Annotated in this window: 10 protein-coding genes; 4 read left to right on the forward strand and 6 right to left on the reverse strand. The window is 55.0% G+C overall.

What is annotated here, in order from left to right:
- Window positions 1–24 precede the first annotated feature (24 nt).
- Both HY010_11945 and HY010_11950 read left to right on the forward strand, forming a co-directional pair.
- Window positions 25–1,980 (forward strand): hypothetical protein, encoded by a 1,956-nt coding sequence (locus HY010_11945; GenBank protein MBI3476436.1) that lies wholly within the window; start codon window positions 25–27, stop codon window positions 1,978–1,980.
- 5 nt (window positions 1,981–1,985) lie between these two features.
- Window positions 1,986–2,126 carry a hypothetical protein gene (locus HY010_11950; protein MBI3476437.1) on the forward strand — a complete coding sequence of 47 codons (141 nt, stop codon included), beginning with the start codon at window positions 1,986–1,988 and terminating at the stop codon, window positions 2,124–2,126.
- 280 nt (window positions 2,127–2,406) lie between these two features.
- Here the strand turns inward: HY010_11950 and HY010_11955 are convergent, their stop codons facing one another.
- The 4 genes from HY010_11955 to HY010_11970 all read right to left on the reverse strand — a co-directional run bounded on the left by HY010_11955 (window position 2,407) and on the right by HY010_11970 (window position 9,921).
- Window positions 2,407–4,395 (reverse strand): hypothetical protein, encoded by a 1,989-nt coding sequence (locus HY010_11955; protein ID MBI3476438.1) that lies wholly within the window; start codon window positions 4,393–4,395, stop codon window positions 2,407–2,409.
- 368 nt (window positions 4,396–4,763) lie between these two features.
- A complete protein-coding gene (locus HY010_11960; protein MBI3476439.1) occupies window positions 4,764–7,838 on the reverse strand; it encodes a TonB-dependent receptor in 3,075 nt (1,024 codons plus the stop codon).
- 125 nt (window positions 7,839–7,963) lie between these two features.
- Window positions 7,964–9,262 carry a zf-HC2 domain-containing protein gene (locus HY010_11965; GenBank protein ID MBI3476440.1) on the reverse strand — a complete coding sequence of 433 codons (1,299 nt, stop codon included), beginning with the start codon at window positions 9,260–9,262 and terminating at the stop codon, window positions 7,964–7,966.
- Between the two features lie 23 nt (window positions 9,263–9,285).
- Window positions 9,286–9,921: a sigma-70 family RNA polymerase sigma factor gene (locus tag HY010_11970; protein MBI3476441.1), complete on the reverse strand. Its 636-nt coding sequence runs from the start codon at window positions 9,919–9,921 to the stop codon at window positions 9,286–9,288.
- 224 nt (window positions 9,922–10,145) lie between these two features.
- Here HY010_11970 and HY010_11975 point away from each other — a divergent pair, with 224 nt between their 5' ends.
- Together HY010_11975 and HY010_11980 are read left to right on the forward strand one after the other, a co-directional pair.
- Entirely contained in the window at window positions 10,146–10,427 is a 282-nt protein-coding gene (locus HY010_11975; GenBank protein ID MBI3476442.1) for a helix-turn-helix transcriptional regulator, read from the forward strand.
- A gap of 109 nt (window positions 10,428–10,536) precedes the next feature.
- Window positions 10,537–10,860 (forward strand): helix-turn-helix transcriptional regulator, encoded by a 324-nt coding sequence (locus tag HY010_11980; protein ID MBI3476443.1) that lies wholly within the window; start codon window positions 10,537–10,539, stop codon window positions 10,858–10,860.
- A gap of 517 nt (window positions 10,861–11,377) precedes the next feature.
- Here the strand turns inward: HY010_11980 and HY010_11985 are convergent.
- Both HY010_11985 and HY010_11990 read right to left on the reverse strand, forming a co-directional pair.
- Window positions 11,378–12,127, reverse strand: a complete 750-nt coding sequence (locus tag HY010_11985) for a TatD family hydrolase (protein ID MBI3476444.1) — start codon at window positions 12,125–12,127, stop codon at window positions 11,378–11,380.
- Window positions 12,124–13,176, reverse strand: a complete 1,053-nt coding sequence (locus HY010_11990) for a 7-cyano-7-deazaguanine synthase (GenBank protein ID MBI3476445.1) — start codon at window positions 13,174–13,176, stop codon at window positions 12,124–12,126. The genes HY010_11985 and HY010_11990 overlap by 4 nt, the downstream gene beginning before the upstream one ends.
- Window positions 13,177–13,239 lie beyond the last annotated feature (63 nt).

The following is a 13,239-nucleotide window of genomic DNA, read 5'->3' on the forward strand; positions in this document are numbered from 1 at the left end:
CACATTCGCGGGGGGGACATCATCATGAGCGCCCAGTTTGGGACATGGAATTTCGACGGTCGCCCCGTGGATACCCGCTATCTCAATGACGCGGCCACCCTCCTTTCTCCTTACGGGCCGGACCGCCAGACGTCTCATGTTGCGTGCAATATCAGTCTTCAATATTTCGCCTTTCACGTCACGAAGGAATCTCGCCGAGAGGTACAACCTCTCGTGACACAATCTGGCGATGTCATTACGTGGGACGGAGTGCTCGACAATCAGGATGAACTCGCAAAAGAAATTGGTCTTGCCAACTCCGATGAACACACGGACCTCCAGATTGTGGCGGCGGCATGGACCAAGTGGGGTACGAACTGCTTCGCGAAGCTGCTTGGCGACTGGGCACTAACAGTCTGGAAACCGGCAGAGCAGACCCTATTTCTGGCCAAGGATTTCATCGGTACTCGCCATCTTTATTATTGCGTGCGCCAGGATCACGTGGCCTGGAGTACTGTACTTGATCCACTCATTGTCCTAGCTGGATGCACCTTCCAATTGGACGAGGACTACGTCGCCGGCTGGCTGTCGCACTTTCCTGCAGCCCATTTAACTCCGTTCGTAGGGGTTAACGCAGTCCTGCCGGCCAACTATGTACAAATTCGAAACGGCAAGGTCAGGACTACCAGATACTGGGACTTCCGCCCTCGCCACACGATTGACTACCACACAGACGGGGAGTACGAAGAGCACTTTCGGACGCTCCTGGCAACATCGGTGCAGCGACGCTTGCGCTCTGATGCTCCCATCCTCGCTGAACTCAGCGGTGGAATGGACTCCTCTTCAATCGTCTGTATGGCGGACAACCTCGTCGCGAGAGGCGTACCCGCCCCCAGAATCGACACCGTGTCGTACTACCAAGATGACGAGCCCGCTTGGGACGAGCGGCCCTACGTCGCGGTGATCGAAAAGACGCGAGGGCGGACTGGTTGCCACATCGACGTCTCCACTCACAACCTCCTCAGCTATCGCTACGACTCTGATCGCCCAGAATTGACACCAGTATCCAGAGGAGACGCTTCTGAACCGGTTAGCAAGATGGCGAGCTACATGGCGTCCAATGGACACCGTATTGTCCTGTCGGGGCTTGCCGGAGACGAACTCCTGGGTGGGGCCCCAAGCTTCATCCCTCAACTCGCTGACCTGCTGGTAGCGGCGCGCTTTGGCACGCTCTCGCGGCAACTAACGGCCTGGGCACTGAGCAACAGAACCACGGTAATGGCTCTCCTGACCGAAGTCCTGCGCACCTTCTTGCCTAAAGGGTTGACGGACACATCCAGAGACGTTCGCTCTGCGCCCTGGCTGGAAACAGAATTCACAGCGACGCATCGGGCAGCTTTCTCCCGCTACCAACGACCCTTTTCTTTGTTTCGCGACAAACCAAGCGTTCAAGAAAGATTGGAGACCGTTGAGGCTTTACGGCGCCAGATCGCTTCATGCGTGCAGGCACCCCAAATTCTCTGTGACAAGCGATACCCGTACCTGGATCGAGACCTCGTGGAGTTCCTATTCGCCATTCCTCCAGATCAACTCCAGCGGCCTGGCAAGCGGCGCTCTCTCATGCGACGCGCTCTCGTCGGAATCGTCCCCGACGAACTGTTGAACAGAAAGCGGAAGGCTTTCCTTGCCAGACAGCCGCTGGTAGACATCATGTCCCATTGGTCTGCCTATCGCGAGCTCGCGGAGAATTCGATTTTGGTCGCTCTGCGTTTCATTGACCGCAACCGCCTGACCGCCTCATTGGAAAAAGCCAGGGCAGGAGACATGATCCCGCTGCCGCTCTTAGCACATGCCGTGGTCCTTGAGAACTGGCTGAGACACATAAGGCCATATGGATTTGTGCCTTCGCTGCCCGGATATGTTGCGCCCCGCAACAAGCGTGGGCCCGCGGTCGCCAAGCATTCGATCTCAGCTGAGACACTCACAAACGAAAGGAGGTGATACTCATGAAATACAGAAAGCCTGAAATCGTTGCAGTCGTGAACGCTACGATGGCCATCGAGGGCATCAAGCCTGGTCAGGTCGCGGACAACAACCATCCGACAACTCCGCCCAAGTCGAGCGGAGCTTACCTATCGGATGAATAACAGAGGCCTGGGTGCTCGTGGCGCCGTGCGCCCAGGCTTCCTCATTCAAACGTTCTCATAACCGATGCCACAGTCAAACTGTTCGACCGAATCAACTCCAACACGAAAGGAGGTGATACGCATGGAATACAGAAAGCCTGAAGTTGTTGCAATCGTGGAAGCCACTCTCGCGATTGAAGGAATGAAGCCAGGCCTCGTTGCGGACAATAACCACCCGACAACCCCGCCCAGATCCAGCGGGGCATACCTGTCCGATGAGTAAATGATCAACCGGGGTGTCTCAGTATTGGGCATCCCGGCTTTCTCCGACTTGTTCGAGGTGGTCATGCCGATCGTCATTCGAGCTGTTCGGAGCGCCCTTTCTCCCTCGAAGGAGCTGCGCTCGCATTTTCTCCCAGCGCTGGTATTGCTCTTTTTTTGCTGGGTCGGGATCAGATCTCCCCTGGAGCCAGTACGCGAACCAATCAACATTTCCTTGCTGAGATACGAGCCGTTCCCAGGGTTTGAACAGGAGGTGTGTCCCGAACGGAATCCATATGAGTTCCACGGGTTTCTCTCGGAACGAGAGTCCTGAGAACCATTCCCAACCTCCGACAAGCGAACCATAGCCGTATTCCTCGATCCTGACAGGCGCATCAACCTTGTCGAGATTGAAACCGGGAGACCGCTTCAGCCAAAGCTCCAGTGAAGTGCCGGAGGGCAATCCGCCGTTCACCAAAACCGAGTCCGCACCTTGAAAGAGCACGTAGTTGACGTACCCACCTTCGAAACCATCGGCCAAGGTGGCCGCGGCGAAATGATACTTCGAGTGCGTCAAGGTGTAACCAACCTTGAACGCTGTGCGGCTAAAGCCGATCATGCCCACACGGTTACGATCAATCAACCCTTGTCGATCCAACTCGTCGATCGCTCCCTCGTAGGCTGCCATCTCTCGCGGACCTTCTTCGGTAGTATTAGTGACATTTGTGTGTTGGCCAGACTCGACCGAGCGCCCTACCTGTAAGACGACAATCCCTTTGCCCGCGAGCGGCTGAGCGGCGAATGCGCTCGTAAAAGGTCCGTCAATCCAGAACCTGTCTTTGTCGAAGCCATGTGTCTGGATGACAAGCGGATATCGCACGCCGGATCTGTAGTCGGGTGGCAAGTAGAGCCCGCCAACCATCTCATGACCGTCGGTGGGCTTCCATCGAAACTCGGTGACTCTCCCGAGAGTAAGCCCGCGAAACTGAGGATTCAGGTCCAGCAAGAGAGTCTTCTGCTTTCGACCCGAGTCCACTAAATAGAGGTGAGGGGGAGTGTCGAGATCCTCTTCCAAAACTACTTCAGGCGACATAGTGCCTGTCGCCAACTCGCTCTGCGGTATTTCGTGCCATGCCGAACCAAGTTTTTGGTACCCGACCGAAGCTGGCGTTTCCGCTCCTGTCCCTTGCAGAATTAACGCTCCGGTCGAACTCCGCCATTCCCGAATCGCGAGAGACTCATTCGTAATGGGCAGGTATTGACGGCTAGGCAACAGCACTTCGGCGACAAAGGGAAGTCGAGTTCTTTCCTCTCGTGCCTTCGGATCGGCAACGTCAAGTGGAAGGTACGTACCAGACATGCCCAGGGATTGCCCATCGTTTATCCAGGCGAACCCCCTGCTGCCATAGGCCGAGGGTGCGGCGATGATCGGCTGAATCGTCTTTCTCGCAGTGTCGAGCAACATGTATTGCGCAATGTTCGAGTATTCGTCTGCCTGGCGGGCCTCACGCAGGTACGGGCGGAGGATTTCGTCTTCATATTCCGCCCATTCCCGCGGAACGTTTCTTAAGTAAACTGAAACCAAAGCAAAGCGCCCGTCAGGCGACATCGAGAGAGGTTCCCAGTCTGATATGAAGTCGTCCGTTTCAATCCGCGAGGCAACTCCGTCACGCCCTTGAAGGTACAGCTGCTCGCTTCGATCGGCCCGCTCTATCCCGAGGTCTTCGGTAAGAAGGTTGTCCGGGTAGCCTCCAGTAACAACGAACCCGTTACGTCGCACTTCCGGGGTGTCGATTTTCTTTACGGAAGGAGGATGGGCCTCGAAAACAATCTGATCTCCGCTCCGGCTGATGTCATAAGCCACGATCGCGGTGGGGTGACTCGTTAATTTTCGAAGTTTCCCGGAGCTGATATTCAAGCTGTAGATCTGCGGCGTCTCGCCGGGGTTTTCTCCAAGAAAGACGATGGTTTCGTTGTCGCCCAGCCATTTGACGTTCTTAATGCCCTCGCGGTTTGAGGAAGAAGACATGGTCACAAGAACTCGTGGCTCGGCGGGCTCCACTGTAGAGCTCGTTCTGAACATGAGGATTGAGAACTCGTTTGTGTTTGACTTCAGATTGCCTTTCTTCAAAACGACTAAGAATCGAGTCCCATCAGGAGAGAAGATACCGACTCTGCCCTTGGAAGAGCTCCCAGCGGCGTAGCTCCGGTCTGCCCATTGCGTCATTTCAATCGCGTCGGCAACCGTTGCGGGGGCGCGCGACACAATTACTTTCCCGGGCTCTTCAGCTTGCACAAAGGTCGCGAAAGCCAGAAAGCAGGCGCAACCCAGGCAAAGCAATTTCCGCAGTCGATTCATCCGAGGTCCTCTGGAGACGCAGACGAAGCTCTTTTTGCCTAGAAGACGAGTTTTAAGGAGAGTTGCAGTGAGCGCGGACCGCCCTGCTGGAAGAGAGGATTCAGTCCCCCTAAGCCCACGTTGGACATCATTGTCGATTGCAGAAACGCCGGTCCGAATCCGACATACCCAAAGGGGTTTCTGAAGTTTGGGTGATTCAGGACATTGAATGCATCTACGCGGAAGTGCAGTGTGAGCTTGTCTATGAAGGAGAACTTCCGAAGCACGGAGAGGTCAACTTGAGAGAGACCAAAACCCCGTATATCGTTTCTCCCTTCCGTTCCCTGGCGAAGTGTCGGCGGGATCACAAAGGCATCCGGATTTAGCCGTTGGTTCCCGGGCGCAAGTGGATCCGCCAACCAAGAAGGTTGCCCAGGAACACGGTCAGGCCTCGGAAAGGCTCCGCCAATGGTGGCCGTCAGCAAGTTTGCGTTGAAGGGGAAACCACTTCTCGCCACGACCAGGGCTTCGAGAGACCAGCCATCGGTAGCATACGCCAGCGCCCCCGAGTGGCCCGCTCTGGGGACTTCAAAAACCGCGGCGCCCGAAAAATTGTGGCGCACGTCAAAATCCGAAGAGGAGTAATCGTTCGCCGCAGAGATGACGTCCTTGGAAAGCAGCGGCTGAACATCATTCGAGGCATTGTCGAGAGAGTGCGAAAAGGTGTAGTTCAACAATACATGGAGGCGATTGGCAACAGGTCTCCGGAATTGCACCTGCAGAGCATGGTAATTCGAGAAGGCGTCGTTGCGAGTCAGCGAAAAATCACCAGCGAAATTGCTATTAGGTTGTGGAATGCCCTCTTGGCGCAAAAGATCCCGCCCTGCTTGGCCGACATAGGTGAACGATAGAGCCTGTTCCTGCCCAAACGCCTTCTCAATTGCCAAATTCCATTGGTGGGAGCGAGGCTGCTTCAGGTTCGGCGAGAATCCGATCGCATTCTGGTAAGGGGGTTGCGTGTTCAATGGCGGCAGATACGATGTTGGATTGATCAGAGGAACGGAAACTGCATCGAGAAAGGTTGATGCAGAATTAGGAAACGTGCTCCCTAGCGACGCTGCGGATTCGGCGCCCAAGTCGTAGAAGATGCCCCATCCCGCCCGCAAAACCAGGCTTCCTTTCTGATTCAGGCTGTAGGCAATTCCCAAGCGGGGGGCGAAATTTCCGTAGGTCGTAGACCATAGCGGCGTCCCCGGCGGCGCAAGCGCAAGCAGGTCTGGATTGTCCACGTTGCGCCAAGCAGCGAGAGTGGTATTCCCTCTGGCTGCCGGGGCCGGACTTAGTTCCCAACGGACTCCGTAGGTTGCCGTCAGCCTGGGTGTGACGCTCCATGTGTCCTGAGCATAAAGTGAGAACGCGTGGATTCGATATTCAGCTTCCTTGGCCGACACGGCAAAGAACTGAACCTGTCCTGAAGACAGGAAACTGGCCACATCGTTCGCCAGATAGTCGAGGAAAGCATCATACGGTTTCTGGTCGAGGAGGATCATCCTCCAGTCCGTACCAAATCTGAATCGGTGTGATCCGCGCATCCACGCCACATCGTCAGCGATATTGACTTGGCTGTTTCGATTGCTGGCGTTGAATCCGCTCTGGTACACGGCAGTATCGAAAGTAAAAAACGACGCAAACGTGGAGGCTGGGCTGAGCGGAGCTGGGGTGAGTACGTCGACAGGTGGGGGAATGGCTCCCCCGAGAGAATCCAGGCTCGATACGCTCCCCGCTTTCTGAAGCGAGTAGTTTGCTCGAAGCGTGTTGGCAAGTCGGGAAGTCAAAGTCATGTTGGACCCGACCGTAAAGGTCCTGGTCTTGATATCGACCGAATCGATTTCACTGAGCGCATTGCTGCGGGAAGCCACTGCCGAAGGAGCTTCGTTGTAGCGGCCGAAAATCGAGAACCGTTCGTTGAAGGTATGATCCAAGCGCACGCTACCTGCATTCAGAGTAGAAGGATTCGAAAAGCTACCCGTGAACTGGGAGGTGTAGGAACCAGGAACGACCGTGCGATCATCAGGGCGGGGATAGGCAGCCAAGAAGGGCAAGAGTGTCGGGTCGGCAACAGACCGGGCATATTCCGAGGGGACCTGTATCACCTGAAGGCTTGGCTGTCGCAATCGAGATCCTTCGTAGGAAGCAAAGAAAAACGTCTTACCTCGTACAATCGGTCCACCCAAGTAGCCTCCAAAATTGTTGTAACGCTCGGCCGCTCGGGGTTCGCCTGCTGCGTTTGCGAACCAGTTGTTCGCGTCGAGCACGTCATTTCTGAAGAACTCGTAGACTCCTCCGTGGAAATTGTTCGTGCCCGAGCGGGTCGTGAAGATCACTTGGCCGCCGGGTGAGCGCCCGAATTCTGGGGCAAACGATGAAGTTTCGATCCTAAACTCTTGCAGAGCCTCAACAGAAATCAGGCTGCTTGTGCCGCCCAGCGCGCTGAAGGCCTGTGCAGCCCCCGTCCCTGTCGTGCCTAAAGCAACCGTGGGCGCGACGCCGAAATTGGCAGAGACTCCGTCGATCAGAAAGTTGTTAGCGCTCGTCCGTTGGCCGGCAACACTGAATTGTCCCTGATTGTTGGATGCCGCTTGAGCAATGACCACGCCAGGCGTCAGTTGGAGCAGTGTATTAAAGTTTCGTCCGTTCAAGGGAAGGCTCTCGACGAGGCTTCGATCGATCACCGTACTGACTGAGCCCGACTCCGTGTTTACGAGCGGCGCACCCCCTGTCACGGTTAACGTTTCGGAGAAGGCGCCAACCGGCAAGGTGAAATTGATTGCTACCGCTGATTGCACGTTGAGGACAACGTCGGGTTTGATGAGGGTCTTGAATCCAATTTTTGAGACTTGAATACGGTAGGGTCCTGGGGGAAGGTTGGGTACAGCATAGATGCCTTCGGCATTCGTTGTGCCGGGATATCTGACTCCGGTGGCATCATTGACGATCAGGATTTCGGCACCCACGATTGCCCTTCCCGAAGGATCGAGGACAAGACCACTAATCGTGCCATTGGGGGATTGCCCGATTGCAGCCCTAGTGAGAAACACGATCAAGAGGAAGAGGGGAAGGGGGAAGCGTCTCACTAGGGCTGCTCCTGGCTCGCACGGATTCATACAGATTCATCCGGTCTACGGAAGCCCCCCTTCATTTGTATCAATATTTTTTTGAATGGAACGATCTGAAAACCTGTGGTCGGTTTTCCGAACACCTAGGGATGATTGGGATCGATGTGCAGAGAGGCAAATAAGAGAGACTTGTTGCTTGGCTTTTGGCTCCCGCCATGGGGTTCCACAGTGACAAAAACAGCATCAATTTCCGCAAGAGCTTTGGGGTCGTCGAATCTTAGGACCCATCGCTTCTTTGAAGCGTTGTCGACATAGAAAACACCCAGGTTTAACGCCTGCTGCCTATCAGGTCCACGTCGGCCCCATGCCTGGAAAGTGCTGGCATTCTTCACGCCGGCCTGCTGGTCCAGATCGTAAGCGTAAAAGATCAGCGACTTGCCTTTCGTGTAGAAGACACGGCCATATGGCTTTCTTGTCTCCCCGGTACGCGCAACGTCGTACACTTCCGCGATGTACAGATCTCGCGCACCCATTAGGTCCCGAATGTCGCGGTCATGAGCGAGAAGTTCCTGCTGTTGATCGATCGTGGTTTCGCGATCACGCAGCAAACGATTCAGATCAGTGACCTTGGCTTCGAGCGTACTGGTCCGTTGCTTGTCCTCGGACGACTGGTGTTCGAGCGAATCCAGCTTGTCCTGCAAACCCTGGGCCTTGGCCTGAGCTGATTCCACCCTTTTGTTCAGTTCAGTTCGCTGTTGAAGAAGATCCTGCCTGCCTGCCTGGCCGGTGGAGAGGTCGGTCTCCAGTTGAGTTTGGGCGACCTTCATTCGGCCCATCTCGGCAGATTGCTGCTCGACCTGGTGCCGAAGATCAACAATCGCTTTGTCGCGCTGTGCCATTTGCGCGCGTAACACTTCGCGCTCATGCCCTGCGTCGCTAACCTGCTGTTCCAGTGCGGGGAGATGATCTTGGGTTGTGGGCGGCGTGATCGCAGCGGTCTTTACGCCCGTTCGTATGCCGACCCGATAGGCGGAAACGCCAAGAGCAATGCACAGCAAAACGCCGGCGGCACATAGCGTCCACACATTGCGCCAAGTCGCCTGACTGGCCGAAAGAGGAACTCTGCCGATGGCTTTCGACGCAGAGTCCCCCTCGGTCCCCCCTCGATCCGCGCCCAATTCTTCCTCAAGCGCCAGCCGTTGGAAGAGGGCCGCCTCGGCTTGCTCCAGCGACCACGACGGATCGGATTCGATACTCTTAAGATCCGGCGCCAGGGCGGGAATGGTCTTGCTCACGACCGCCTCGTACTGCTTCATGGCTTCCCTGCAAGAGGGACAGACAGCCAGATGCTCCTTTAGCCGTGTTCCTTCCTCCCCGGTCAACTCACCCGAAGTTGAGAGAGCACACAGCGCGAGGAACTCGTCATGGGCTGATTGTGACAACGCCCCAGCTCCTGATTTGAGAGTCACTTTCTACCATATCCGTTCCGGCCCGACAATTTTCCTGGGAACATCTGTTTGCGCAGTTTCTCCAAGCCTCGATAGTAATGGTTCCGGATGTTGCCCAAGGATTGATCCAGCTTCGCGGCGATCTCAGCGAATGTGTATCCCTCGTAGAAATGCAGACTGAGAGTATTACGCTGGTCTTCGCTGAGGGTGTCGAGAAGTCCTTGGATGGTCGTATTTCCGACCAGTTCGTATGGGAAATCGGTTCCTCCGACCGCGTTCGACCGGAGATCGAATACTGCAGCCGCCTCATTGAGTTCGACCTGTGTGTAGAAGTGGCGCGATTGGAGGGCTCGGCGTTTGTCGAATGCGCGGTGGTAGGTCATCTGGATGATCCAGGACCGCGCTGAACTCTTGGCGCTGTCGAAGGTTCCGCACTTGCGGTGAATGTACAGGAAGACTTCTTGAAGGAGGTCGTCAGCTTCCGAGCTATCTCTCAGGATGCGGAGTGCTACTCCGCGCACCAGGCGTGCATAGCGGCGGAAGAGGTGCGCCAGCGCTTCCGCGTCGTTGTTATAAATATTCTCAACTAAGAGCTCGTCGGACCATGCCGGGCGAGATTCAAGAGGGTTCGGAGTCGCCTTTGCACGACCCATTTCTTGCCCTAGTTGTTCAACGGGTTGTTTGATTTCCAGTCCGTCAGGAGCCACATGGCTCTCTTCGAGCCCGTTCGCACGTGTCGAGATTCTCCCTCGTAGATCTCTAGGAAAATAGCGAGCAGCTGATGAACTCATTCTGCCTCCGGCTGCTGCTCTGAGTCACAAATGTCGGTAACCACCCGTTGGCCTATTACCGACAACGGAGGACGATGTTCTCTCAGATGGCCAAACGTCGAAACCAATTTCAACCTCGCTCAGGTGTGGAGAAGGCGTTTGGGGAGGTCATGAAAACAACACGCGAAGAGCTCGGTCTGTCACAAATGGGACTGCACGTAAGAACCGGACTGGATCGCACTTTCATTAGTGATCTCGAACGTGGAGTGCAATGCCCGAGTCTGCGAACAATCTTTCGGGTAGCCAAGGGTCTCAACATCACTCCAAACAACCTGATCCGACGAACCGCCGAGTCTCCGTATTTCGTCTTCCCTTCTGAGGACGAGTGAACGTAGGTTGTTGCCGACAATAACGCTAATAGCTGGCGTAGTCAAGACACTTATAGGCCATTGGCTTGTGTTCCACCGCTCGGATCGTCTGTAACGTGAGGAACGTACTATGGATGGGCAGGCACTTTTCGGAAGCAGAATACGTTCCCTCCGGGAAGCGGCCGATGTTTCGCGAGAACGTGCGGCGGAGCATGCCGACATCAATGCCAACTATTTAGGCGAGATCGAACGGGGGGAGAAGTGGCCGTCCATCGAGGTCATCCAGCGTTTAGCCGGAGTTCTCAGCGTGTCACCATCTGCTTTTTTCGAGTTCGAAGGGGAAGAAAAAGACGCAGACGCGCTTCGATCTAACCTTCATAAAATGCTTGCGCGGCGGGATATCGAACAGCTTCAGCAGGCAATGCGCGTATTGCGAGCGTTATTTCAACTCTGACCGAATTTCAGACTAGCTTCTTTAGTTCGCCTATCAACTGTGACGCCAAGTCAATCGCATGACCTACAGCTTCTTCCATCTGCTGGCCGATGGCATAAGTTTGGTCCCCAGATCTGCTGATGTAATCCTGATCCACCATACCCTCGCAGTGGGCCAACAAATGACGCTGCTGAAACAACCGCGACAGATCCGCAATATCCGAGGCGCTTAACAAATCATCGTACCCCTTGCTAACGGCCTGGCGCCACAGCGTGGATCCCTCGGAAAGACTCTGAAAGGCATTCCCTTTCCGGGGAATGCTGGCCCCACCGCGAAGCCGCTCAAAGAGGCCCACGTTTCGTGCAGCTCACATCTTGCACACGAGGAAGCGAAAAGGCAATCGGAGCGATACCTTTCGACTAACCGACAGTCAGTCGGCTGTTCGATGCGCTGCGTCAATGGAAGTCCGCACTTTGAGCACTAATAGCACGAATTGCATCAAATGGATTGCCAGGTAAAACGACACTGAAGAGGCTTTTCAGGGATTCTTGATACCTGCAAATCGCCAAATTGCCTGTTGGTTGTTTTCGATCTGCAACTGCGCATCCTCTGGCGAAATTCGCCAAATCTTCCCGAGCATACCTATCGCTTGCTGAACGGCCGCTGGCGTGAGAACCTGATCATTCACCTTGCCAAAAGGTCCGTCGGTTTCCAGTAATATTCGGTCTCGTGGCATCGAGCTAACGCGTTGGATACCCACAGGTGTTAGAAACATCTGCGGCCCCACGGAGAACCAGCAGTCCAGCCGTTTTGCGAATTCGAGTTCGGACTTGGAACCGGTAAACCAATGGAGAATAGGAAGGCCACAGTCGCGACGCTCCTCTATGCAGGCTAATACTTCAGTCACCGCTCGTCTGCTGTGAATGGTTAGAACCTTGCCGCCGGCTCTTTCGCAAGAATAAAGAATTTGCCTGAAGATTTTCTGTTGGAGGCCTATATGCTTGCGAAGCTGAGGTGAGCCGTCCAACCCAACTTCGCCAATGAATGCAGTACCACCGACGACGCTCTCTAGCAATGGCAGCTCGTGAGCGCGTGACTGTACGAGCTCGGGATGGAGACCGACCGCAACGTGAATGTTGGGAAAGGAATTTAGGCGCTCACGAGTTCCGTGCCATGCCTTTGGAGTCGTTGTTACGGCCAGAACCCAAATTCCCTGTGTGCGAGCGTCTTGGGCCACGCGAACATAATCAGGGTAAAGGTCCAAGTGACAATGCATGTCGGCGATCATGCGAAATCCTTGGACACGTAATTATCCACTTCAGTCAAGCCGCGCTGGAATACACTGGCCAACTCGCGCCGCACGCTGCCGTCGACCGGCAGCGGTCCGGATCGCCGGATCCATTTTTCCGGGTCTGCACGCATCTTCAGAGCCGCAAGTCTTACAGCGAGAATATCCTCGGGATCGTCAGCCTTTGAAAGGCTCTTAAAACGGTAGTCAGTCGGGTCGTTGACCTTCGCAGAGTTGAAAGCGGCTCTTCTGATGAGACACGGAAGACATCGTCCGCATTGTCGGGACGTCCGTTTCCATTTTCCGCAGGAAACCGTGCCGGCAGACAGCTCCTTCAAGAGGGCTGGTTCCTTGCACCCACCGATCATCTCCCCCTTGGTCTTGAATTGGTAGGGATTGACGATGCGAATATTAAGCTCAACCGCCGAGAGCATTTGCTCTATGCGGGCGATGAAGTGAGGGTGTGTGGTGCGCGTAGTTAGAGTTCCGATTCGCCTATCGGTTAGAGGCACATTGAGTGAGATAAAGCCGTTCTCTGGAAGATACATGTCCACGATCTTGGTTTCTTTACTGCGAATCGTAGAAGCGATTAGTACGCCCAGGGCCAGAAAGAGGAAGGAACGCGCTCTCATTGAGGTGTCGTTGTCGTGCTCCCAGCGCGGATCAGGGTTTGCGGAAAAATGGCGATCTTTCTTGATACCCAGCTGACCAACAAGCAAATCCTGTTTTTCTGCATCCTTCGGGTATGCGCAACTTACGAGATATGGGGTGCGACCCTCGGCGGTTAGGTCAAGGGCCCCGATAAAACTATCCAGCCCGCTGGAAAACAAGCACACACAATCGCACGCGGCATCCTTCCATCGCAATGTCTTTAGGCTCGGAATGGGTGCGCCCCTCGTCTCGAATTTAAGTTGCCAGATATCTCCGGTCAGGAATCTCAGGGTCTGTTCAAGCTGACCGCTGATCTGTTCCCAGGGAGAGGGATTGAGAAGTTCGACCGTCAGCCCGATTTCACGGGTCCATCGATCGGCAGCATCGGCACGCTTCACAAAAGAGTCAGCCGCAATTACCGATAGAGCAAATGAAAGGAAATCCCAAGCACGCTGACTTGG

This window comes from Acidobacteriota bacterium (genome assembly GCA_016196065.1).
GTDB lineage: Bacteria > Acidobacteriota > Terriglobia > Terriglobales > Acidobacteriaceae > Acidiflorens.

What these genes read in the sequence shown, in the direction of transcription:
- HY010_11945 (MBI3476436.1), top strand. Translation starts at nt 25, where the DNA reads ATGAGCGCCCAGTTTGGGACATGGAATTTCGACGGTCGCCCCGTGGAT.
- HY010_11950 (MBI3476437.1), top strand. Translation starts at nt 1,986, where the DNA reads ATGAAATACAGAAAGCCTGAAATCGTTGCAGTCGTGAACGCTACGATG.
- HY010_11955 (MBI3476438.1), bottom strand. Translation starts at nt 4,395, where the DNA reads ATGTCTTCTTCCTCAAACCGCGAGGGCATTAAGAACGTCAAATGGCTG.
- HY010_11970 (MBI3476441.1), bottom strand. Translation starts at nt 9,921, where the DNA reads ATGGGTCGTGCAAAGGCGACTCCGAACCCTCTTGAATCTCGCCCGGCA.
- HY010_11975 (MBI3476442.1), top strand. Translation starts at nt 10,146, where the DNA reads ATGGCCAAACGTCGAAACCAATTTCAACCTCGCTCAGGTGTGGAGAAG.
- HY010_11980 (MBI3476443.1), top strand. Translation starts at nt 10,537, where the DNA reads ATGGATGGGCAGGCACTTTTCGGAAGCAGAATACGTTCCCTCCGGGAA.
- HY010_11985 (MBI3476444.1), bottom strand. Translation starts at nt 12,127, where the DNA reads ATGATCGCCGACATGCATTGTCACTTGGACCTTTACCCTGATTATGTT.